The sequence below is a fragment of the Paeniglutamicibacter cryotolerans genome (genome assembly GCF_014190875.1).
GTDB lineage: Bacteria > Actinomycetota > Actinomycetes > Actinomycetales > Micrococcaceae > Paeniglutamicibacter > Paeniglutamicibacter cryotolerans.
Genome location: NZ_JACHVS010000002.1, coordinates 409,087 through 431,005 on the forward strand (window position 1 = coordinate 409,087; position 21,919 = coordinate 431,005).

Genomic DNA, 21,919 nt, shown 5'->3' on the forward strand with positions numbered 1-21,919 from the left:
TCATGAGTACCGACTTGTCACCCGTGAAACCGCCCGAGACCGAACTGCTGATCATCACCGGAATGTCCGGCGCCGGACGTACCACTGCGGCGCATGCGCTCGAGGACCACGGGTGGTACGTCGTGGAGAATCTGCCCCCGGCGCTGCTGGGCATGCTCACCGAGCTGGTTTCGCGCACGGCGGGTTCCATCCCGAAGCTCGCCGTGGTCATGGACGTGCGCTCCAAGTCCTTCTTCCCGCAGCTGCGCGAATCGCTCGCCGCACTCACGGCCGCCGGCGTGCTTTTCCGGGTGTTGTTCCTGGAGGCCGGCGATGACCTGCTGGTCCGCCGCTTCGAACAGGGTCGCCGCCCGCACCCGCTGCAGGGCTCTGGGCGGATCCTGGACGGCATCAGCACCGAACGCGAGGTGCTGCACGAGCTGAAGGAAGCAGCCGAAATCGTCGTGGACACCACCGACATGTCGGTCCACGACCTGAACCGCGCGATCACCGAGCTATTCTCCGAATCCGGGCCGATAGTGCTGCGCCTGAACGTGATGAGCTTCGGATTCAAATACGGGCTGCCGACCGATGCCAACTACGTGGCCGACGTGCGCTTCATCCCGAACCCGCACTGGGTCCCGGAACTGCGCCCGCACACCGGCCTCGAGCGTGAGGTCAGCGACTACGTGCTCGGGGCAACCGGGGCCCAGGAGTTCATCTCCCGCTATATCAGTGCCCTGGAACCGGTCTTCGAGGGCTACCGCCGCGAAAACAAGCACTACGCCACCATCGCCGTGGGCTGCACCGGGGGCAAACACCGCTCGGTGGCCACTGCAGTGGAAATCGGGCACCGGCTGAGTCAGCTGCCCAATGTCACGGTGTCTGTCACGCACCGCGACCTGGGCCGCGAGTAAGGGGCGGCGCGGTGTACCTCACCGGCCCGATGCCGATCCTTCCTCCGCTCTCCGGCCGGGACGATGCACCCGTCCGCGTGGTCGCGCTGGGCGGCGGACACGGCCTCTCGGCCTCGCTCTCGGCCCTGCGCCGGCTCACCTCCGAGATCACGGCTGTCGTGACCGTCGCTGATGACGGCGGTTCCTCCGGCAAGCTGCGCGATGAGCTCGACGTGCTGCCGCCGGGTGACCTGCGGATGGCCTTGGCCGCCCTGTGCGACGACACCGACTGGGGGAGGACCTGGCGCGATGTCATGCAGCATCGGTTCTCCTCGAAGCCCGAGTCGGCCGGTTCGCTTGACCAACACGCCGTGGGCAACCTACTGATCGTCGCGCTCTGGGAACTGCTCCAGGATCCCGTGGCCGGGCTGCGTTGGGCCGGGGCGCTGCTGGGGGCCCGCGGCCAGGTACTGCCGATGTCCACCGTTCCGCTGACCATCTCGGGGGACGTGCTGGAGGAGGGGGCCAACGGTGAACTGGTCAGGCGCAGGATCCGCGGCCAGGCGTCCCTGGCTAGTGCCGGTTCCAGCGCCCTGGTGGCAAATGTCTCCTTGGAGCCGAGAAACGCGCCGGCGTGCGCCGAGGCCCTGGAGGCCATCGAGCTGGCCGATTGGGTAGTGCTGGGACCGGGCTCCTGGTACACCTCGGTGCTGCCGCACCTGCTGCTGCCCGAAATGCGCCACGCCCTGGAAACCACCCCTGCCCGCCGCCTGCTGACCATGAACTTGGCCACCGAGACGAACGAGACGGCGGGGCTCGATGCGGCAGCTCACCTCGAGGTGATCGCACGCTACGCCCCGGACCTGCGCCTCGATGCGATTCTGGCCGATCCGGACACCGTCGGAGACCTCCGGCGTTTCGAGGCGGCAGCCGCCCGGCTCGGCGCCCGGTGCTTTTTCGGTAGAGTAGGGGTTGGTACCGGCCGCGCAGTGCATGATCCGTTGCGCCTCGCCGCTGCCTATCACGACGTCTTCACGACGTACGATTCAGACGAGCCCAGCAGTTAGGAAACATTCCATGGCACTGACGGCTTCCGTCAAGGATGAGCTGTCCCGGCTCGAAATCCGGAAATCCTCGGAGCGCAAGGCCGAAGTCTCGACGATGCTTCGCTTCGCTGGAGGCCTGCACATCATCTCCGGGCGCATCGTCATCGAGGCCGAGGTTGACCTGGCCTCCACCGCCCGGCGCCTGCGGGCCGCCATCGCCGAGGTCTACGGACACACGGCCGAAATCATTGTCGTCTCCGGCGGGGGACTGCGCCGCGGCAACCGCTACGTGGTCCGCGTCGTGCGCGAGGGCGAGGCCCTGGCCCGGCAGACGGGCCTGCTGGACGGGCGCGGCCGCCCGGTCCGGGGGTTGCCCTCGGTCATCGTCAACGGCTCCACGGCAGATGCCGAAGCCGTCTGGCGCGGGGCCTTCCTCGCCCACGGTTCGCTCACCGAGCCCGGGCGCTCCTCGGCGCTGGAAATCACCTGTCCCGGACCGGAGTCGGCGCTCGCGCTGGTCGGCGCGGCGCGCCGCCTGGGCCTGGTCGCCAAGGCACGCGACGTGCGTGGTGTGGACCGGGTGGTGATCCGCGATGGCGATTCGATTGCCGTACTGCTCACCCGCATGGGCGCCCACGACGCGCTCATGGTCTGGGAGGAGCGGCGGATGCGCAAGGAAGTCCGGGCCACGGCGAACCGCCTGGCCAACTTCGACGACGCCAACCTGCGCCGCTCGGCCCAGGCGGCCGTTGCCGCCGGAGCCCGGGTGGAGCGTGCCCTGGAAATCCTCGGCGACGATGTTCCCGAGCACCTGAAATACGCCGGGGCGTTGCGCGTGGCCCACAAGCAGGCCTCGCTGGACGAGCTCGGTCGCATCGCCGACCCGGCCATGACCAAGGATGCGATTGCCGGCCGGATCCGTCGTTTGCTCGCCATGGCCGATAAACGCGCTGGTGAACTTGGCATCCCAGGCACCGAGGCGAGCGTTACCGCGGATATGCTGGATAACTGATCCACGTCCGGCATCGAACAGGCTTCCGTGCTGTTGGCGCGGATCTGTAGTACACCAGTAGAAGCGCCCCCAACGGCGCATGACGAAAGAGGATAACGATGGCTGTTTATACCCTTCCGGAGCTGCAGTACGATTACGCGGCCCTGGAACCGAATATTTCGGCGCGGATCATGGAGCTGCACCATTCCAAGCACCATGCGGCGTATGTGGCCGGGGCGAATGCTGCTCTGGAGCAGTTGGCTGAGGCGCGGGCCAAGGGTGAGTTCGGGAATGTTCCGAAGTTGTCCAAGGATTTGGCGTTCCATCTGGGTGGTCATACTAACCACTCGATTTTCTGGTCGAATTTGTCGCCTGAGGGTGGGGATAAGCCGGTGGGTGAGTTGGCTGCGGCGATTGATGATGCGTTTGGTTCGTTTGATGCGTTCCGTGCGCATTTCACGGCCGCGGCGATGAGCCTGCAGGGTTCGGGGTGGGCGTTGTTGGCGTTTGAGGGGTTGGGTGGCCAGTTGGTCATTGAGCAGCTGTATGACCAGCAGGGCAATGTGCCGGTGGCGAGTACCCCGTTGTTGATGTTGGACATGTGGGAGCATGCGTTCTATTTGGACTATGTGAATGTGAAGGCCGATTACGTGAAGGCTTTTTGGAACATCGTGAATTGGGCTGATGTGTCGGCTCGTTTCGAGGCGGCGCGTGCCGGTGCGCGGTCGTTGGTTGTTCCGGGTAGGTAACACCAGCCCGACGACAAAGGGGCGCGACCCCGGATCCATGGCGGATCCGGGGTCGCGCCCCTTTGCCATCTGCCCGCAGGCGGCCGTCAGGGTAAGTTTTCTCACGTTTGGGCGGTGAATGAAGTAGTATGACAACAAGGTGTTTCGCAGATCCGGTCCGGGTTTTTCCGTGATGGGAGACCGCTTAACCCCGTCGGCTTAATGCCGACGACACAACGGAGTGTCCAATTTTCCTCGCCACTCCGTTCAGCACCTGCCTCACCGCGGGGCTCCCTTCGGGTGGTAACAAATCCCCGTCAAGGAGAAAATTCAAGTGACTACCCGTGTTGGCATCAACGGCTTCGGACGCATCGGACGCAACTACCTACGCGCAGCCCTGGCACACAAGGCAGACATCCAGATCGTCGCCGTCAATGACCTCGGCTCCATCAATGACCTCGCCATGCTGGTCAAGTACGATTCGGTGCTCGGACGCCTGGAGTCGGAGGTGAGCGTCGACGGCGCGTACATCGTCGTGGGCGACCAGCGCATCAAGGTGCTCTCACAGAAGGACCCGGCCATGCTGGGCTGGGGCGAGCTGAAAGTCGACATCGTCATCGAATCCACCGGCCTGTTCACGAAGGCAGCCGAGGCTGAGAAGCACCTCCAGGCCGGCGCCAAGAAGGTCATCATCTCAGCCCCTGCCTCCAAGGAGGACATCACCATCGTGATGGGCGTGAACCACGAGAAGTACGATGCCGCCAAGCACCACATTATTTCCAATGCCTCCTGCACTACCAATTGCCTCGGCCCGGTTGCCAAGGTCCTGAACGACCAGTTCGGCATCGTCGACGGGCTGATGACCACCATCCACGCCTACACCGCGGACCAGCATCTGCAGGATTCCCCGCACAAAAAAGATCCGCGCCGTGCCCGCGCGGCCGCGCTGAACATGATCCCCACCTCCACCGGAGCCGCGAAGGCCATCGGACTGGTGCTGCCCGAGCTCAAGGGCAAACTCAACGGCTACGCGATGCGCGTGCCGGTTCCCACGGGTTCCGCCACCGACCTCACCGTGAATCTGGCCCGAGAAGCCAGCGTCGAGGAAATCAACGCAGCCTTCGCCAAGGCCGCCGCGGAGGGGCCGCTGGCACCGTACCTGAAGTACTCCGAGGATCCGCTGGTGTCCACCGACATCGTCACCGACCCGCACTCGGCGATCTTCGACGCCGGGCTCACCACCGTCATCGGTACCACGGCCAAGGTCGTCGCCTGGTATGACAACGAGTGGGGCTACTCCTCTCGGCTCGTTGACCTGACCGAATACGTCGGTTCGCAACTCGGTTCATAACGGCGCATCCGATAGCCTAGAGACTATGACTTCCCAGACTCTTGACGATTTGATCGCCGACGGTGTCCGCGGGCGGCACGTTCTGGTCCGCAGCGACCTGAACGTGCCGCTGGACGGCACTGTCGTCACCGACGATGGACGCGTGCGTGCCTCCCTTCCGGTGGTGCAGAAGCTGGTCGAGGCCGGTGCCCGCGTCATCGTAATGGCCCATCTCGGCCGTCCCAACGGCGCCCCCGAGGCCAAGTACTCGATCCGCCCCGCCGCGGACGTGCTGCGCACCCTCAGCGGGCTGCCCGTGGTGGTTGCAGGGGACGTGGTGGGCGAATCGGCCCACGCGTTGGCGGCCGCTCTGGGCGACGGCGAGGTGCTCATCCTGGAGAACGTGCGCTTTGACGCCCGCGAAACCTCCAAGGCCGCCACCGAGCGCGCCGAACTGGCCGCCGAGCTGAAGTCCCTGACCGGGGACAACGGCGCCTACGTGAACGATGCCTTCGGTGCGGTTCACCGCCGCCATGCCTCGGTCTATGACATCGCGGCCCTGCTGCCGGCCTACCAGGGCGACCTGGTAGCCACTGAGGTGCGCGTGCTCAAGACGCTCACCGACGCGCCCAAGCGCCCCTATGTGGTGGTGCTGGGTGGTTCCAAGGTCTCGGACAAGCTCGCCGTGATCGAGAACCTGCTCGGCCGCGCCGACCACCTGCTGATTGGCGGCGGCATGGCCTTCACCTTCCTCAAGGCCCAGGGCCACGGGGTCGGTGCGAGCCTGCTCGAGGAAGACCAGCTGGAAACCTGCCGCGGGTACCTTACCCGTGCCAAGGAAGAGGGCTGCGACATCGTGCTGCCCACCGACTTCGTCGTCGCCGAGCGCTTCGGTGCGGATGCCGCGCACGAGGTGCTGGCCGCCGAGAACCTCGAGGGCGGGAGCTTCGGCGCGACCGGGCTCGGCCTGGACATCGGCCCGGTCTCCGGTGACAATTTTGCCAGCTACATCCGCAGCGCCAACACGGTGTTCTGGAATGGCCCGATGGGTGTCTTTGAAATGGAGGCGTTCTCCGGCGGCACCCGTGCCGTGGCTGGCGCGCTGGCTGAATCCGAGGCATTCTCGGTGGTCGGCGGCGGCGATTCGGCCGCGGCCGTCCGCACGCTGGGCTTCCATGACGACGATTTCGGCCATATCTCCACCGGCGGCGGTGCCAGCCTCGAATACCTCGAGGGCAAGGAACTGCCCGGCCTCACAGCACTTGAAGGAGTAGCCAAGTGACCACCTCCACCAACGGCAAGTTCGACCGGACGCCGCTGATCGCGGGCAACTGGAAGATGAACATGGACCACGTCCAGGGCATCACGCTGCTGCAGAAGCTCGCGTGGACGCTGGCCGACGCCAACCACGACTTCGACCGGGTCGAAGTTGCGGTCTTCCCGCCGTTCACCGACCTGCGCGGCGTGCAGACGCTGGTGGCCGGAGACGACTTGCCCGTCGTCTACGGGGCACAGGACCTGTCCCCGCACGACTCGGGCGCCTACACCGGCGACATCTCGGGACAGTTCCTTTCCCGGCTCGGCTGCCGCTACGTGCTGGTCGGCCACAGTGAACGCCGCGCCATCCACGGCGAGAGCGACGCGCTGCTGGCCACCAAGGTCGCAGCTGCGCTGCGCCACTGCCTGGTGCCGGTGTTGTGCGTGGGCGAGGCGCTGGAGATTCGCCAGGCGGGCAGCCACGTCGAGCACACGCTGGAGCAGCTGCGTGGTTCGCTGGCCGGTGTCACGGCCGAGCAGGCGGCTTCGCTGGTCATCGCGTACGAACCGGTCTGGGCCATCGGCACGGGCGAGGTTGCCGGGCCCGCCGACGCGCAGGAAATGTGTGCGGCGATCCGCAACGAGCTCTCCGAACTCTACGATACTGCCACCGCTGCGAGGACCCGGCTGCTTTATGGCGGTTCCGTTAAAGCGTCAAATGCCGCGCAAATCCTGCGGGAACGCGACGTCGACGGCGTGTTGGTCGGTGGCGCGAGCTTGGACGTTGCCGAATTTGCTAATATTGTAAGGTTCGAGCACCATCTGGTGACGGATACTCCGGCGTAAGGCACGCCAGCTGATTGAAGGGCCGTTGTGGAAACCATCAAGATCGTTTTGCAGATCCTCCTGGGGCTGACCAGCTTGTTGCTGACGCTTCTCATCCTTTTGCACAAGGGTCGCGGCGGTGGCATGTCCGACATGTTCGGCGGCGGCATGTCCTCCAGTTTGGGCTCCTCGGGCGTTGCCGAGCGCAACCTGAACCGGATCACCATCATTTTGGGCCTGGTCTGGGCCGCGGTGATCATCGGACTGGGTCTGGTCATGCGTTTCGGAGCCGAGGCCTAGCCTCCGGACGTCCGGGTCAAGCGACCCGCAGATAGAAGTGGAAGAGGGACGGCACCCGGTGCCGTCCCTCTTCGCATGAGACCCTCCTGGCGGAAACCTATCCCGGGCAGTTAGCCGGGACCGGATGCGCCTCGGTCCGGTTTCCTGCCGGGCGAACCCGCGGGGCAGGGGGCACAAAGACAAAGGCCAGCCCGATTCCCCTTGGTGGGAAAATCGGACAGGCTGCGGTGCACGTCGCCGCGAACCTTAGATCAGTGCCGCGGCATCCCGTGCCACCAGCCACAGCGTGGCACGGGTGCCCCGGGCACCGGCCGCGGGGACGCGTTCCGGTGCGGCCCCGGAACCCAGCGCCACACCGACGGCGGGGGCCTTTTCCGGGCCGGATACCAGCAACCAGACCTGCCGGGCCGTATTGATGGTGGGGAACGTCAGTGAGACGCGCAGCGGCGGCGGTTTGGGCGAATCGCGCACCCCAATCACCGCGGCGTCGTGCACGCTCGCGCCGGCATGGTCCGGGAATAGCGAGGCGATGTGCGAATCCGGGCCCATGCCCAGCAGTAGCACGTCGATCACCGGGAGCGCGGCGGGGCCGGCCGCCGTGGGCACGGAAACAGTGCTGCCGGAGGTAGCGGCCTCGGCTGCCAGCTGTGCGACGTAGTCGGCCGCTGCGAGTTCCGGGGTCGCGAAGGCGTCTGAGCTGCCCATGGGATGCACCCGGCCGCGGTCCAGGCCCATGGTGTCGAGCGCCGTGAGCAGCACCTCGGCCTGCACAGCGTTGCGGTCGGTGCTGCCGTCCTGCACGAAGCGCTCGTCGCCCCACCAGATATTGACCCGCGACCAGTCCACGGCGCCCAGTGCAGGTGCCGCGGCCAGGGCGGCCAGCGTGCCGATGCCCAAGGTGCCGCCCGTGAGCACCAGGGTGCCTTCCCCGCGTTCTGCCTGCGCATCCTGCAGCGTGGTGATGATCCGGGCAGCGGCGGCCGCCGCCACGGTGGCTGCGTCGCGGTGCACCAGCACCCGTCGATTAGCGTTCACTGGGGCGGATGCTCCTTAGGTTGGTGTGCTTGAGGCCCTCGCGCATGACCTCGCCGAAGACCTCGTCCGGATCCAGCCGGCGCATCTCCTCGGCGAGGCAGTCGGCGACGGCGCGCTGCGGCAGCGAGATCCGCTGCACCGCCTGCCCGGGCTGGTAGAGCTCGGCCACCTCTCCGGGCGGGCGCGAGAGCTCCACGTCGCCATCGGCGCGCGTGAAGCGCACCGAGCGCAGCCCGCTCCCGTCGGGGGCCGAGGCGATAGTGACCGGCTGGTCCAGGCACAGGGTCAGCCAGGCCGCCAGAAGCACCGTGCTGGGGGAGTCCGGGGCACCGGTGACGGTGACCGCGGTGACCTCCGCGGGGTCCAGCTGGTCGAAGACCGATGCCAGCTGCCCGCGCCACAGCGTCAGCCGGGTCCAGGCCAGGTCGGTATCGCCAGGTGCGTGGTGTGCCGCGATGCGGAACAGCGCCTTGCGCGGGTCCGCCTCGGCGGCCGAATCGGTGATCCGGCGGTGCGCGATCCGGCCCAGCGGCGTCGTCGAGGGGCTCTTGGGCACCCCGTGCGGCCACCAGGCGACGATCGGCGCGTCGGGCAGCAGCAGGGCGGCGATCATCGATTCGTCGGCCACGTTCCCGGGTCCGGAGAGATGCATCACGATGACCTCGGAGGCCCCGGCGTCGCCGCCGACGCGGATCTGCGCGTTCAGCTTCGTGGGCCCGGTGCGCCGACCCTCGACGACGACCAGGATCCGGCAGGGGTGCTCGCGGCTGGCCAGGTTGGCCGCCGCGATGGCGTCTTCCTCGAAGCCGGCGCGGGTGATGACCACCAGTGTGAGCACCCGCGAGAGCGCTACGACGCCGCCGGATTGGCGGATGCGCAGCAGCTCCTTGGAGATCTTGGAGGTGGTGGTGTCCTTCAGGTCAACGATCATGGCCGACGCCACGTCCTTCCGTCGCGCTCGAGCAGTTCGTCCGCCGAGGCAGGGCCCCAGCTGCCCGGGGCATAGGGTTCGGGCTGTTCGGGCAGCGAGGCCCAGTACTCCTCGAAGGGATCGAGGATCTTCCATGAGAGCTCGACCTCCTCGTGTCGCGGGAAGAGCGGCGGCTCGCCCAGCAGCACGTCGAGGATCAACCGCTCGTATGCCTCGGGGCTCGACTCGGTGAACGCGTGGCCGTAGCCGAAGTCCATGGTCACGTCGCGCACCTCCATCTGCGTGCCGGGGACCTTGGACCCGAAGCGGATGGTCGCGCCCTCGTCGGGCTGCACCCGGATCACGATGGCGTTCTGGCCGAATTCGTCGTCCTCGTGGTCGCGGAAGAGCAGGTTGGGCGCGCGCTTGAACACCACGGCGATCTCGGTGACGCGGCGGCCCAGGCGCTTGCCGGCGCGCAGGTAGAACGGGACACCGGCCCAGCGCCGGGTGTTGATGTCGACGCGGATCGCCGCGTAGGTCTCGGTCTTGGAAGCGGGGTTGAACCCCTCCTCGTCGAGGAAGCCGGTGACCTGCTCACCGCCCTGCCACCCCGAGGCGTACTGGCCGCGGGCCGAGTGCCGGGACAGGTCCGCCGGGAGCTTCACCGCCGCCAGGACCTTCTCCTTCTCGGCGCGCAGGTGCTCGGCGTCGAAGCTGATCGGCTCCTCCATGGCGGTGAGCGCGAGCAGCTGCAGCAAGTGGTTCTGGATGACGTCGCGGGCGGCTCCCACGCCGTCGTAGTAGCCGGCCCGGCCACCGATGCCGATGTCCTCGGCCATGGTGATTTGCACGTGGTCGACGTGGTTGGAGTTCCACAGCGGTTCGAAGAGCTGGTTGGCGAAGCGCAGCGCCAGCAGGTTCTGCACCGTCTCCTTGCCCAGATAGTGGTCGATGCGGAAGACGGCGTCGGGCGGGAAGACCGATTCGACGATGGCGTTCAGCTCACGCGCGCTGGTCAGGTCGTGGCCGAAGGGCTTTTCGATGACGACGCGGGCCCAGCCGGCCTCCTCGCGCTCGTCGCGGGCCAGCCCGTGCTTGGAGAGCTGCTCGCAGACCTGCTCGAACGAGTTCGGCGGGATGGAGAGGTAGAACGCATGGTTCCCGCGGGTGCCGCGGGTGGTTTCCAGCTCGGCGAGGGTGTCGCGGAGCTGGATGAAGGCGTCGTCGTCGTCGAACCCGCCGGTGATGAAGCGGAAGCCGCTGGCCAGCTGTTCCCAGACCGTCTCGTTGAACGGCGTGCGGGCATTTGCCTCGACCCAGCCGCGTGCCTCGGCGGCGAAGTCCTCATTGGACCAGCCGCGGCGGCCGAACCCGACCACGGCGAAGTTCGGTGGAAGCAGGCCGCGGTTGGCCAGGTCGTAGACGGCCGGCATGAGCTTCTTGCGGGCCAGGTCGCCGGTGATGCCGAAGAACACCAGGGCCGATGGCCCGGCGATGCGGTTCAGCCTGCGGTCGCGGCGGTCTCGCAGGGGATTGCGGGGCGTGGTTTTGCCGCGCTGGGGGAAATGGTTGGTGTCGACCATGAAAGCCTTCAGGGTTCCTTCGGTGCCGGTTTGGGTGGAGATCTTTGCTGCTGGGGTGGTATCGGGGCGACGCAGGTGGGCCGGCCGGCCCCGGAACGTGCAACGGCGCGTTCCGGGGCCGGCCTCGAGCGCCTGCTTGCTATTTCCGGTTGCTCGTCAGGCGGGCGGCCACCACGGCCAATTGTGCCATTCCGGCATCGCGGTCAGTGAGGTGCAGGCGCAGCACGGGGCGGCCGAGGTCTGCCAGCACCTGTGCGTCGCCGGTGGCCTGGGCCGAAATCAGCTCACCGAAGGTGAATGGAATCCCGGGGATCGAGAGGTCAAGCGCTGACTCCGCCGTGATCTGCAGGAACGCGCCGACCTTCGGCCCGCCCTTGTGGAACTGGCCGGTGGAGTGCAAGAAGCGTGGTCCCCAGCCGAAGGTCGCGGGGCGCCGTGCCGCTTCTGCCAGCAGCGCCCGGACCGAGCCCAGCGGGCTTTCGGCCATCCGGTCCAGATACGCCTGCACGCTGAGGTAGCCGCGCGGTTCCAGCGTTTCCAGCAGTGCAGCCAGGGCACCCTCCAGGTCTCCGACGCCATCGAGCAGGCCGTCGGTGGCCCGGATTTCGACGGCGCCATCGGTCAGCATGGCAGGAACCGCCGCGGGTGTGGCATCGAGCAGGCCGCGGGTGGCGGTCTTGGCCGACTCCACGTCGGGCTGGTCGAACGGGTTGATGCCCAGCAGCCGGCTGGCGACGACGGTGGCATATTCCCAGAGCAGCATCTGGCTGCCCAGGGAACCGGAAACGATGACCTGATCGCGGTTTTCGAAGACCTGCTCGTCGTCCAGGTCGGCCGTGTCGGCGACCAGGCGCACCAGCAGCATGTCCGAGGCGTCCCAGTCGTTCTGCCCGGAGCAGGCCGCGAGTTCCGGGTCGTTGTTTTCCACCACGACGGGCAACAGGCCGGTGCCGGACTTGCCGGTGGATTCGGCGATGAGCTGTTCAGCCCAGTCGGCGAACCCGACGATGCCGGAGCCCTCGTCGCTGAACACGATCTTGTCGCGCAGCGGCACGGTGCCGGCCAAGGCGGCGCCCAGGGCCAGTCCGATGTTGTCCGTGTCGTCGTCGGCGAGGAATTCGGCAGCCTCCTCGGCCTCCTCAAGCAGGGACTCGATGTCCACGCCCGCCAGGCCCGAGGGAACCAGACCGAACGCGGTCAGCGCGGAATAGCGCCCGCCGACCTTCGGATTCGCATGGAAAATCGCACGGTATCCGGCGGCTTGCGAGGCAAGGTCCAGGGGGGAGTCCGGGTCGGTGATCACGATGATGCGTTGCTTCGCGTCGACCCCGGCATCGCCGAAGGCCTGCTCGAAGACCCGGCGCTGCGAATCGGTTTCCACGGTCGAACCGGACTTGGAGGCAACGACCAGCACGCTGGTGGCCAGCCGGTCGGTCAGCGCGTTGGCCACCATGTCCGGGTCGGTGGAATCCAGGACGACGAGTTCGACGTCGTAGGTGGCGGTGATGACCTCGGGGGCAAGGGAAGAGCCGCCCATGCCGGCGAGCACAATCCGGTTGATGCCCTCGGCACGCAGTTCGGCACGCAGTGCTGCGATCGGCGCGAGCAGCGCGCGGGAGGTTTCCGCCAGGTCGACCCAGTCCAGCCGGACGGAGGCCTCTGCCTCGGCGTCCGGACCCCACAGCGTGAGGTCCTTGGCGGCGATTCGGGATGCCACGCGGGCGGCCGCCAGGGCGCCGACATGCGTTTCAACGGCCAGCTGTGCCGCGCCGGTGGCGATGAAACCGAGCGAGCTCACTTGGAGGTGCTTTCGGCCAGGGCTGCCTTCACGTCGTCGATGACTTCGATCCAGGACGCATCGAACTTCGCCAGGCCCTCGACCTCCAACTGCTCCACTACCTGGTGGTAATCGATGCCCAACCCGGCCAGGTCATCGAGCACCGCATTGGATTCGGCGTAACTGCCGCTGACGGTGTCCCCGGTGACCTGCCCGTGGTCCGCCAGGGCATCCAGGGTCTTCTCCGGCATGGTGTTCACCACGTGCGCGGCGACCAAGCCGGTCACATACAGGGTGTCCGGGTAGGCCGGGTCCTTCACCCCGGTGGAGGCCCACAGTGGGCGTTGGACCTGCGCGCCGGCGGCCGCCAGCAGCTTGAAGCGCTCCGATCCGGTGGTTTCCTCGAAGATCTGGTAGGCCAGGCGGGCGTTGGCCAGTCCGGCCTTGCCGCGCAGTCCCAGCGCCGCATCGGAGCCCAGGGCGTTGAGCCTGCCATCGATTTCGCTGTCCACGCGCGAGACGAAGAACGAGGCGACCGAGGAGATGGTGGACAAGTCGTGTCCGTTGGCCAGGGCCCCCTCCATGCCGGTGAGCCAGGCATTGATGACGGCGCGGTAGCGGGCCAGGGAGAAGATCAGGGTGACGTTTACGCCGATGCCGGCGGCCAGGGTGGCCGAGATCGCTTCCAGGCCCTCCACGGTGGCGGGGATCTTGATCAGGACGTTGGCTCGGTCCACCTTGGCGTGCAGCTTCGCCGCCTCGGCGATGGTGCCTGCGGTGTCGCGGGCCAGGCGCGGGTCGACCTCGATGGACACGCGGCCGTCGATACCGTCGGAGGCGGCGTGCACCGGTGCGAAGAGGTCGCACGCGTTGGCGACGTCGGTGGTGGTGATCTCGAAGATCGCCGCTTCGGCGTCGGCTCCGGCGGCTGCCAGCTCGGCGACCTGTTCGGCGTAGGAGGCACCATCCTGCAGGGCGGCGGCGAAGATCGAGGGGTTGGTCGTCACCCCGACGACATTCTTTTCCGCGATGAGCGCCGCCAGTGACCCGGAGGTCAGGCGTTCGCGCGAGAGGTCATCGAGCCAGATGGAAACACCGGCAGTGGAAAGTGCCTGGGTGTTGGGGTTGCTCATGAGGTGAGTCCTTCCGTGGTACGTCAGGGTGCTGGAGTGAGGGGGGTGCTGAAATCGGTGTGCTGAAACCATGGGCGGGCTGCTGCCCGGTATCCGGCGGCGGACCGCCGCCGGATACCGGGCAGGTACCCCGGCTAGCTGCCTGTGGCGGCGAGCGAGGTGCGGGCGGCCGCGGTGACAGCTTCCGTGGTGATCCCGAACTCGGTGTACAGGCGCTGGTAGTCCGCCGAGGCGCCGAAGTGGTCCAGCGAGATGATCCGGCCGGCGTCGCCGACCAGTTCGCGCCAGCCCTGGGCCACGCCGGCTTCCACCGAAACGCGTGCCTTGACCGCGGCCGGCAGCACCGATTCGCGGTAGGCGGCATCCTGGGCGTTGAACCACTCGAGGCACGGGATGGACACCACGCGGGCGCCGATGCTCTCGGCCGCCAGCGCCGCGCGGGCGCCGATCGCCAGCTGGACCTCGGAGCCGGTGGCCAGCAGCAGCACCTGCGGGGCGACGAGGGCCCCGTCGATGACGGCGTCGGCCAGGACGTACGCGCCGCGGGCCACACCCGAGGCATCGCCGAAGCCGAGCTCCTGCCGGTCGTAGACCGGCAGGTTCTGCCGCGAGAGCACGAGTCCGGCCGGGGTGGAGGTGTTCTCCAAGATGGTCTTCCAGCTCCAGGCAACCTCGTTCGCGTCCGCCGGGCGGACCACGTCGAAGTTCGGGATGGCGCGCAGCGAGGCGAGCTGTTCCACCGGCTGGTGCGTCGGGCCGTCCTCGCCCAGGCCGATCGAGTCGTGCGTCCAGATGTAGATCGAGGGCACGCCCATCAGCGCGGAGAGGCGGATGGCCGGGCGCTGGTAGTCGGAGAAGATCAGGAACGTGCCGGAGTAGGCGCGGGTCTTGGAGGCGAGTACGATGCCGTTGACGATTGAGGCCGCCGCGTGCTCGCGGATGCCGAAGTGCAGCACCCGACCGTACGGGTTCCCGGACCAGGTGGTGGTCTGGGCGGAGGAAGGAATGAAGGACGGTGCGCCCTCGATCGTGGTGTTGTTCGAGCCGGCCAGGTCCGCGGATCCGCCCCAGAGCTCGGGCAGTACGCCGGCGATGGCGTTGATGACCTTGCCGGAAGCCGCACGGGTGGCCAGGTCCTTGCCCGGTGCGAAGACCGGCAGGTTCTCCTCCCAGCGCGCCGGCAGGGTGCCGGCCTCGATGCGCTCCAACAGTGCGGCGTTATCCGGGTGGGCAGCGGTCCAGGCGTCGAAGCCGGTCTGCCAAGCGGCGTGAGTGGCGGCGCCGCGGGCGGCGACCTGCCGGGCATGGGCCAGCACCTCGTCCTGGATCACGAAGTCCTGTGCCGGGTCGAAGCCGAGCACCTCCTTGAGCGCCGCGACCTCTTCGGTGCCGAGCTTGGAGCCGTGGATGCCGCCGGTGTTCTGCTTCTTCGGGGACGGGAAGCCGATGATGGTGCGCAGCGAGATGATCGAGGGGCGGTTGGTCTCGGCCTTGGCCGCGATCAGCGCGTCGTTCAGTTCGGCCATGTCCTCGACGTAGGAACCGGTCTTGGTCCAGTCCACGCGGGCCGTGTGCCAGCCGTAGGCGGCGTAGCGCCCCAGGACGTCCTCGGTGAACGCCACGTCGGTGTCGTCCTCGATGGAGATGTGGTTCTCGTCGTACACCACGACGAGGTTGCCCAGCTGCTGGTGTCCGGCCAGCGAGGAGGCCTCGGAGGTGACGCCTTCCTGCAGGTCCCCGTCGGAGGCGATGACCCAGATGGTGTGGTCGAACGGCGAGGTGCCGGCCGGGGCGTCGGGATCCATGAGCCCGCGCATGCGGCGTTGGGCGTAGGCGAAGCCGACGGCCGAGGCCAGGCCCTGGCCCAGCGGGCCGGTGGTGATCTCCACGCCGGCGGTGTGGCCGTGTTCGGGGTGGCCCGGGGTCTTGGCGCCCCAGGTGCGCAGCTCCTTCAGGTCATCGAGTTCCAGGCCGTAGCCGCACAGGAAGAGCTGTAGGTACAGGGTCAGTGAGGTGTGTCCGGGGGACAGGACGAAGCGGTCCCGGCCGATCCACTCGGGATGTGCCGGGTCGTGGCGGATATGCTGTTGGAAGAGCAGATACGCGGCCGGTGCCAGGGACATGGCGGTACCGGGGTGTCCGCTACCGACCTTCTCGACCGCATCTGCGGCCAGGACGCGGGCGGTGTCGACCGCCCGGCGGTCCAACTCGGTCCACGTCAATTCCTGAACTTCTGATACTGGCGCCACGTTGTGGTCCCTCTCTGTGGTCTGGACAGCTATGCACATCCGGAGATTTCCACGCCGGATGGAAGACGCCGCTCACCCGACCCAAGCACGTGCTGGGTGGCAGGGCGGCGGCGCACCCTTCCAGCCTAGCGCGGACGGCCACCAGAAAGCCCGTTTATGGCGACAAAACACTGGACATGAGGCAACAATCGGGGAACGCGCTCTGGTGTGCGCGGCGCCACCCCAGTTCTACGTCCCGTAAAAGGGTATGATGGGCCTGTCTGTCTTAACCCCGAAGAACTGAGTGGCATGTCCGTGAAGACCGTTCCCGTTGATTCCTCCGTGGCGAATCGTGCGTCGCGCCAGCACGACGAGTCCGTTGGCGACTTCGTCTCGCGCAAGGCCAAGGCCTATTTGGCGCTGACCAAGCCGCGGGTGGTCGAGCTCCTGCTGGTCACGACGCTGCCGACCATGATTTTCGCGCAGCGCGGGTTCCCGCCGCTGCTGCTGGTGTTGGCGACCTTGGTCGGCGGAGCAATGGCGGCCGGCGCGTCGGGCTCCTTCAACTGCTACATCGACCGCGACATGGACAAGCTCATGAAGCGCACCAAGGGCCGCCCGCTGGTTACCGGCGACGTGACTCCGCGCGAGGCGCTGATCTTCTCCTGGACCCTGGCGATCGCCTCGCTGGTGGTGCTCTGGTTCGGAACCAACCCGCTGACCACTGCCCTGGGCCTGGCGGCGATCCTGTTCTATGTCGTGCTCTACACGCTGATCCTCAAGCGCCGTACAGCGCAGAATATCGTCTGGGGCGGCATTGCCGGCTGCATGCCGGTACTGATCGCCTGGGCCGCGGTGACCAACAAGGTCGAATGGCCCGCCATCATCCTGTTCCTGATCATCTTCCTCTGGACCCCACCGCACTACTGGCCGCTGTCGATGAAGTATGCGGACGACTACAACGCGGCAAAGGTGCCGATGCTCGGCGCCATCGCCAGCGCCAAGCGGGTCTCGGTACAGGTGGTGCTCTACGCCTGGGCGACGGTGGTCTGCTCGCTGCTGCTGGCCCCGATGGGCTACGCGGGCATCGTCTACACGGTGCTGGCGGGCGCCAGCGGCGCCTGGTTCGTCTACGAGTGCCATGTCTTGTACCGCGAGGCCCAGCACGAGCATGAGCCGGCGGACATGAACAAGAAGGCCATGAAGGTCTTCCACATCTCCATCACTTACCTCACGATCGTGTTCCTGGCCCTGGCCGTGGATCCGTTCGTCGGTGGCCCGCTCTTCGGCTGATCCGCCACAGGTCCGAAACGGCCCGCTCCGTTCCCTGCTGTCAGGGGGCATGGAGCGGGCCGTTTTGTCGTAATGGGAGGGCTGCCGGCAGGTGCGGCCGCGCGAGGGTGCGGCAGGGGGGTGAACAGTGCTCTGTTGTGTCAGGCGACGCCGGGGATGCTGCCCGGGGGCTGCGGGTTGCCGATCAGCTCGGGGTGCCAATAGGTGTTCCGGATCGGGCGGCGCAGCGGGTCGAGGGAGGTCGGCGGCAGTACATATGGCACGCCGTTGACCACTTTAATGCCGAAGGCGCCCAGATGGGCCACGTGGTGGTGCGAAACGCAGAGCATGGCGCCGTTATCCACCGATGTCACACCACCGTCGCGCCAGAACTCCACATGGTGGATCTCGCAGTGTTCCGGCGGCTCTGTGCATCCCGGGAACACGCAGCCACGGTCCCTGTGGGCGATGGCGACCCGTTGGTGGGTGGGGAATTTCCGCGTGGAGCGACCCAGGTCAAGTACGCGTCCGTTGGTGTCCAGCAACAAGGGGATGACTTCGGCATCGCAGGCCAGACGCCGGATCGTGGCCGGAGCGAGCTGTGCCCCGTGGGCGGTGCTTCCTGCGGCTTCGAGCTGCCCCAGCAGGCTGCGGTAGTCGATGCTGACGACGAGCTGGGTTCGGGGCCGTTTGGGCCCGGAGGCTCCGGTGCCGGAGAGTTCGCCGCGGCAGGCCGTGATCAGCAGTTCCAGGCGGCGCTGGGCCGTCGTCGAATCCCAGCCGCCGGTTGTCTGGCTTCCGTCCCCGATGCCACCGGGTCCGGTTGCGGCGCGGGGGTCCGTGGCCTCGATGCCGAACCAGGACGGGGGCGCAGGGGCCGCGGCGTCGGACCGGCTGCCAACGACGGATGCGGAAGCGCCACCGCTCCAGGTTGCCGGCACCCGGTTGGTTTTCAGCCGGGGGTTGTTGATCGTGTCGAAGCATGTGAGGAGCACTTCGGATTGGTCGGCGGTGCACAGCACCTTCCATTCGTCCAGCCCGCGCCTGGAGCTGACGAAGAACATGCCCTGGCGGGCATGCAGCTCCTCGGGGGACGGATCCAGGGCCGCTGCCTCGAGTCCGGCCTCCAATTGTTGCAGCACGGCGCGGGTCCCGCGGGAATCCTGAGTGCGCACTGATTCGGCAACGGCGCGTTCGAGGTCGGTGGCGATGACGGGGCCATCGGGCAGCCGGTCGCTGCTCAGGCGGAGCTCTGCGAGTTTCCGGGCAGCTGAGGTGAGATTCCCGGGATCGGCCTCGGCGGTGCCCAGCAGGCCGCCGAGCAACGGGAAGCGGGCCGGGCGCGGCAGGCCGTAGTCGTCCGTGCCGGGCAGCAGCAGCGCGGCGGAGGCAATCCGGTTGCCTGCCTCGGTGCGGGTGATGCACAGACGCCGGTGTAGGAATTCGGTGGCGTCGCGGAAGAGTGGTTTGCCGGCGCGCGGGGAATAGTCCTCGGAGGGCAGGTCCGTTGCGCCGGAGGCGAAGGCGCCGGATGGTTCCAGTGCCGCATCGATGGAGGTGAGGCGGGCGTCGTCGAGCTCATGGACCAGCGTGCGTTGTGCGGCGTGGGCGGCCAAGACCTGGCCGTGTCCGGTGATGCGATGGCCTCGCTCGACGAGTGCTACCAGCGCGGCTGCCCGGACCGGGGTGGTTTCGGACCCGATGAAGCCGTGGAACAGGGACGCACGGAAGTCATCGGCTGCGGCAAGCTGCCGTAGCGGGTCTGATGTGGCCGAAAGGGCCAGCATCAGTGTGGTGACATTCGGATCCGTGTTCATGGAACCCAGCATGAGCGGACCTCCGGTGCCGTGGTGGGGTACGGCGCAGGGATGTGGAAAAGCCGCGCCCGACGGGCGCGGCTTTCGCGGTGTTTGCTAGGCCGGGAACCTACCGGTGGAGCGGTCCCAGACGTTGAATGCCGCCGCGACGAGAAGCGCGGAGCAGAGCATGTGGGCCAGAACCAGCCCGATGGGAAGCCCGGTGAAGTGCTGGGTGTAGCCGATGGCCCCCTGCAGCAGCACCACGCCGGCCAGCAGCCAGAGTCCGGTCCGCAGTTCCTTCGGCGCACCTTTCGTTATCGCATAGGCGAGGGCGAACACGGTGGCGGCGACCAGCAGGTACACCGGGACGACGTGGACCCGGGTGACGAGGTAGGCATCGAAATCATGGCGCGGGGCCGGTAGGCCGTCGTTGCTGTTGGCGCCGGCGTGCGGGCCGGTGCCGGTGACGATAGTGCCCAGGATGACGGATGCAGATGCGGTGGCCATGATCAGCCAGCCGAGCGCGGACTGCGTCGGGGTGACCGGCAGGGCAGCGGGTGTGGTGCCCCCGCGCAGCAGCATTCCGGTGCGGTTGACCAGCAGTGCGGCGGCCGCCACCAGGGCGGCGGAGGCCAGGAAGTGCAGCGAGACCACCCATGGGTTCAGCCGGGTCCAGACGGTGATGCCACCGATGATCGCCTGGATAGGGATCACGCCGAGCAGCACGATGGAGAGCCGGAACGGGACCGGGTGCTTGCGGCGCATGTTCCACAGCGAAGCGATCATGGCGATGGCGATGACCACCAGCACGAAGGTCAGCATGCGGTTTCCGAACTCGATCAGGCCGTGGATGCCGCTGGCCGGGACCGGGGTCATCGACCCGGGCACGCAATTGGGCCACTGCGAACAGCCGAGGCCGGACTTGGTCAGGCGGACGGCGCCGCCGGTGACGATGATGCCGATCTGCGATGCCAGCGAGGCGATGGCAAGGCGGTGCACTGTCGGTGTCACGCTGGTGGGCAGTTTTTCGGCCCAGGTGGCGATCCGGGAGGTAGTGGTGCTCATGTGTTCAGCTCCAGTTGTTTCAGTTCCACTTGAAGTAGCGGGTGGCGGCCAGGCCGGCGAGAACCGTCCAGACAGCGAGGATGAGGAGGGACGGGCCGGAGGCGGAGCCGTCGATCAGCGCGGAGCGCAGGCCGTCGCCGAGTGCAGCCGACGGCAGCAGTTCGATGACCGGGCGGATGAAGGCCGGGGAGCTTGCCGCGGGGAAGAGGACGCCGCCGATGCCGGCGAGCAGTACCCAGGCGAGGTTGGTGATGGCCAGCGTGGCCTCGGGGCGCACGGTGCCGGCGATCAGCAGGCCCAGCGCGGTGAACGCCGCGGCGCCGAGGACCAGCAGCACGGCCGCCAAAGGCAGCCCGCCCGGCGCCGGGGTCCAGCCCAGCAGAAGCGCCGTCGAACAAATCACGACGACCTGGATGGCAAGTACGCTCAGCACGGCGATGACCTTGCCGTAGATCAGTCCGGCCCGGCCCAGCGGCGTGGTGGACAGGAAGCGCAGCACGCCGTAGCGGCGGTCGAACCCGGTGGCGATGCCCTGGCCGGTGAACGCGGTGGAAACCACGCACAGGGTGAGCACGCCGGGGGTTGCCGCGTTGATCGCCGTGGTTTCCACCCCGTCGAGCAGGTTGGTGAACGTCAGGCCGAACAGCGCCATCAGCGGCAGCACGATGGCAATGACTAGCTGCTCGCCGTTGGAGAGCATGGCCCGGGTCTCGTAGCGGCCCTGGCACAGGATGCGCTGGGCCTGGGACGCCGCGTTGCCGGGGCGCTGGGTGGACGGCTGGGTCATTTCTGGCCTCCGGAGGCGATTTCCAGGAAGACGTCTTCCAGGGAGCGCGGCTGCATGGACAGGGCGGTGGGGAAGACCCCGTCGGCGCGCCACCACTCGGTGAGCGCCGCCAGGTCCTCGGGGCCCGATACCCCGTCCACGCGGTAGTTGCCGGGGCTCGGTTCGCCCAGTGAAAGGTGCGCGGGCAATCCGGGGGAGCATAGTCCTGCCGAGGCGGTGAATTCCAGCGCGCGGACCTCGGCGCCCTCGGCGGCGCGGGCCGTCAGCTCGGCGACGGAGCCCTCGGCGACGTTTCTTCCCTTGTCGATGATGTAGACATAGTCGGAGAGCTTCTGCGCGTCCTCCATCAGGTGCGTGGTCAGCACAATGCACAGCCCGGCGGTGCGCAGCTCGAGGATCAGGTCGAAGACCGCGGAGCGTGATTGCGGGTCAAGCCCCGCGCTTGGCTCGTCCAGGAACACCACCTCGGGGTTTCCGGCCAGGGCCGCTGCCAGTGCCACGCGCTGCTTCTGGCCACCGGAGAGCCGCCGGATGTTGGTGGTGGAGAATTCGTTGATGCCCAGACGCTCGATCAGTGCATCGATGTCGGCCGGGGCGGCGAACATCGAAGCGACGTGGCGCAACAGCTGGATTGGGCGGATCGAGGGCGGCAGTCCGCCGTCCTGGAGCATCACCCCGACCCGGGAGCGCAGGACCGCGGAGGCGTTGAGCGGGTTCTCACCGAGCAGTCTGACGGTGCCGCCATCGGGCTTGAGCAGGCCCTGGGCGCAGGCCAGCGTGGTCGACTTGCCGGCGCCGTTGGAGCCGAGCAGCGTGGTGATGGAACCCGCATGGGCACGCAGGCTGACGCCGTTCAGTACGCGCAGCATGCGTCCGTCCAGGGCGGGGACGGGGCCGAAGTCTTTGAGCAGGTCCTCGATGAGGAGGCTCGGAGGCACAGTGGACACCCGGCCATTCTACCGGCGGTCGAACACG

At 67.6% G+C, this 21,919-nt stretch carries 19 protein-coding genes; 9 read left to right on the forward strand and 10 right to left on the reverse strand.

Translation table 11 applies throughout. The features are described from left to right. Nucleotides 1-2: 2 nt before the first annotated feature. The 8 genes from rapZ to secG all read left to right on the forward strand — a co-directional run bounded on the left by rapZ (nt 3) and on the right by secG (nt 7,352). Nucleotides 3-896, forward strand: a complete 894-nt coding sequence (gene rapZ / locus E9229_RS15010; protein WP_183512436.1) for an RNase adapter RapZ — start codon at nt 3-5, stop codon at nt 894-896. Between the two features lie 29 nt (nt 897-925). Continuing rightward, a complete protein-coding gene (locus tag E9229_RS15015; protein ID WP_183513083.1) occupies nt 926-1,942 on the forward strand; it encodes a gluconeogenesis factor YvcK family protein in 1,017 nt (338 codons plus the stop codon). A 10-nt stretch (nt 1,943-1,952) separates the two neighbouring features. Next, nucleotides 1,953-2,933, forward strand: coding sequence for a DNA-binding protein WhiA (gene whiA / locus E9229_RS15020; protein WP_183512437.1), 981 nt, complete (start codon nt 1,953-1,955; stop codon nt 2,931-2,933). A 98-nt stretch (nt 2,934-3,031) separates the two neighbouring features. After that, on the forward strand, nt 3,032-3,661 hold the full coding sequence (locus tag E9229_RS15025; protein ID WP_183512439.1) for a superoxide dismutase: 630 nt from the start codon (nt 3,032-3,034) through the stop codon (nt 3,659-3,661). A gap of 313 nt (nt 3,662-3,974) precedes the next feature. After that, complete coding sequence (gene gap / locus E9229_RS15030) at nt 3,975-4,991, forward strand: type I glyceraldehyde-3-phosphate dehydrogenase (protein WP_183512440.1); 1,017 nt, start codon at nt 3,975-3,977, stop codon at nt 4,989-4,991. A 25-nt stretch (nt 4,992-5,016) separates the two neighbouring features. After that, on the forward strand, nt 5,017-6,252 hold the full coding sequence (locus tag E9229_RS15035) for a phosphoglycerate kinase (RefSeq protein WP_183512441.1): 1,236 nt from the start codon (nt 5,017-5,019) through the stop codon (nt 6,250-6,252). Continuing rightward, nucleotides 6,249-7,073, forward strand: coding sequence for a triose-phosphate isomerase (tpiA, locus tag E9229_RS15040; RefSeq protein ID WP_183512442.1), 825 nt, complete (start codon nt 6,249-6,251; stop codon nt 7,071-7,073). Before E9229_RS15035 ends, tpiA begins: the two co-directional genes overlap by 4 nt. Before the next feature lie 27 nt (nt 7,074-7,100). Continuing rightward, nucleotides 7,101-7,352, forward strand: a complete 252-nt coding sequence (secG, locus tag E9229_RS15045; RefSeq protein ID WP_183512443.1) for a preprotein translocase subunit SecG — start codon at nt 7,101-7,103, stop codon at nt 7,350-7,352. A gap of 246 nt (nt 7,353-7,598) precedes the next feature. On the opposite strand, the gene pgl is transcribed toward secG, so the two are convergent. The 6 genes from pgl to tkt form a co-directional block, all read right to left on the reverse strand. Beyond that, nucleotides 7,599-8,387: a 6-phosphogluconolactonase gene (pgl, locus tag E9229_RS15050; protein WP_183512445.1), complete on the reverse strand. Its 789-nt coding sequence runs from the start codon at nt 8,385-8,387 to the stop codon at nt 7,599-7,601. Next, complete coding sequence (locus E9229_RS15055; RefSeq protein WP_183512450.1) at nt 8,377-9,318, reverse strand: glucose-6-phosphate dehydrogenase assembly protein OpcA; 942 nt, start codon at nt 9,316-9,318, stop codon at nt 8,377-8,379. Before E9229_RS15055 ends, pgl begins: the two co-directional genes overlap by 11 nt. Then, nucleotides 9,315-10,883: a glucose-6-phosphate dehydrogenase gene (zwf, locus tag E9229_RS15060; protein ID WP_183512452.1), complete on the reverse strand. Its 1,569-nt coding sequence runs from the start codon at nt 10,881-10,883 to the stop codon at nt 9,315-9,317. The genes E9229_RS15055 and zwf overlap by 4 nt, the downstream gene beginning before the upstream one ends. Nucleotides 10,884-11,022: 139 nt before the next feature. Beyond that, nucleotides 11,023-12,681, reverse strand: coding sequence for a glucose-6-phosphate isomerase (locus tag E9229_RS15065; protein WP_183512453.1), 1,659 nt, complete (start codon nt 12,679-12,681; stop codon nt 11,023-11,025). Further along, the gene (gene tal / locus E9229_RS15070) at nt 12,678-13,793 is read right to left on the reverse strand and encodes a transaldolase (RefSeq protein WP_183512454.1); all 1,116 of its coding nucleotides are present in this window, start codon (nt 13,791-13,793) and stop codon (nt 12,678-12,680) included. The genes E9229_RS15065 and tal overlap by 4 nt, the downstream gene beginning before the upstream one ends. A 134-nt stretch (nt 13,794-13,927) precedes the next feature. After that, a complete protein-coding gene (gene tkt / locus E9229_RS15075; protein ID WP_312855720.1) occupies nt 13,928-16,042 on the reverse strand; it encodes a transketolase in 2,115 nt (704 codons plus the stop codon). 288 nt (nt 16,043-16,330) lie between these two features. On the opposite strand from tkt, the gene E9229_RS15080 reads away from it, so the two are divergent. After that, on the forward strand, nt 16,331-17,314 hold the full coding sequence (locus E9229_RS15080) for a heme o synthase (protein ID WP_183512457.1): 984 nt from the start codon (nt 16,331-16,333) through the stop codon (nt 17,312-17,314). A 140-nt stretch (nt 17,315-17,454) separates the two neighbouring features. Here the strand turns inward: E9229_RS15080 and E9229_RS15085 are convergent, their stop codons facing one another. The 4 genes from E9229_RS15085 to E9229_RS15100 form a co-directional block, all read right to left on the reverse strand. Beyond that, the gene (locus E9229_RS15085) at nt 17,455-19,110 is read right to left on the reverse strand and encodes an HNH endonuclease signature motif containing protein (RefSeq protein ID WP_183512458.1); all 1,656 of its coding nucleotides are present in this window, start codon (nt 19,108-19,110) and stop codon (nt 17,455-17,457) included. Between the two features lie 96 nt (nt 19,111-19,206). After that, nucleotides 19,207-20,157: a COX15/CtaA family protein gene (locus E9229_RS15090; RefSeq protein ID WP_183512459.1), complete on the reverse strand. Its 951-nt coding sequence runs from the start codon at nt 20,155-20,157 to the stop codon at nt 19,207-19,209. A 19-nt stretch (nt 20,158-20,176) separates the two neighbouring features. Continuing rightward, nucleotides 20,177-20,944, reverse strand: coding sequence for an ABC transporter permease (locus E9229_RS15095; protein WP_183512460.1), 768 nt, complete (start codon nt 20,942-20,944; stop codon nt 20,177-20,179). Continuing rightward, the gene (locus tag E9229_RS15100; protein WP_312855721.1) at nt 20,941-21,891 is read right to left on the reverse strand and encodes an ABC transporter ATP-binding protein; all 951 of its coding nucleotides are present in this window, start codon (nt 21,889-21,891) and stop codon (nt 20,941-20,943) included. Before E9229_RS15100 ends, E9229_RS15095 begins: the two co-directional genes overlap by 4 nt. Between the last annotated feature and the right edge of the window lie 28 nt (nt 21,892-21,919).

What these genes read in the sequence shown, in the direction of transcription:
- rapZ (WP_183512436.1), top strand. Translation starts at nt 3, where the DNA reads ATGAGTACCGACTTGTCACCCGTGAAACCGCCCGAGACCGAACTGCTG.
- E9229_RS15015 (WP_183513083.1), top strand. Translation starts at nt 926, where the DNA reads ATGCCGATCCTTCCTCCGCTCTCCGGCCGGGACGATGCACCCGTCCGC.
- whiA (WP_183512437.1), top strand. Translation starts at nt 1,953, where the DNA reads ATGGCACTGACGGCTTCCGTCAAGGATGAGCTGTCCCGGCTCGAAATC.
- E9229_RS15025 (WP_183512439.1), top strand. Translation starts at nt 3,032, where the DNA reads ATGGCTGTTTATACCCTTCCGGAGCTGCAGTACGATTACGCGGCCCTG.
- E9229_RS15035 (WP_183512441.1), top strand. Translation starts at nt 5,017, where the DNA reads ATGACTTCCCAGACTCTTGACGATTTGATCGCCGACGGTGTCCGCGGG.
- E9229_RS15055 (WP_183512450.1), bottom strand. Translation starts at nt 9,318, where the DNA reads ATGATCGTTGACCTGAAGGACACCACCACCTCCAAGATCTCCAAGGAG.
- zwf (WP_183512452.1), bottom strand. Translation starts at nt 10,883, where the DNA reads ATGGTCGACACCAACCATTTCCCCCAGCGCGGCAAAACCACGCCCCGC.
- tal (WP_183512454.1), bottom strand. Translation starts at nt 13,793, where the DNA reads ATGAGCAACCCCAACACCCAGGCACTTTCCACTGCCGGTGTTTCCATC.
- E9229_RS15080 (WP_183512457.1), top strand. Translation starts at nt 16,331, where the DNA reads ATGTCCGTGAAGACCGTTCCCGTTGATTCCTCCGTGGCGAATCGTGCG.
- E9229_RS15085 (WP_183512458.1), bottom strand. Translation starts at nt 19,110, where the DNA reads ATGAACACGGATCCGAATGTCACCACACTGATGCTGGCCCTTTCGGCC.
- E9229_RS15090 (WP_183512459.1), bottom strand. Translation starts at nt 20,157, where the DNA reads ATGAGCACCACTACCTCCCGGATCGCCACCTGGGCCGAAAAACTGCCC.
- E9229_RS15095 (WP_183512460.1), bottom strand. Translation starts at nt 20,944, where the DNA reads ATGACCCAGCCGTCCACCCAGCGCCCCGGCAACGCGGCGTCCCAGGCC.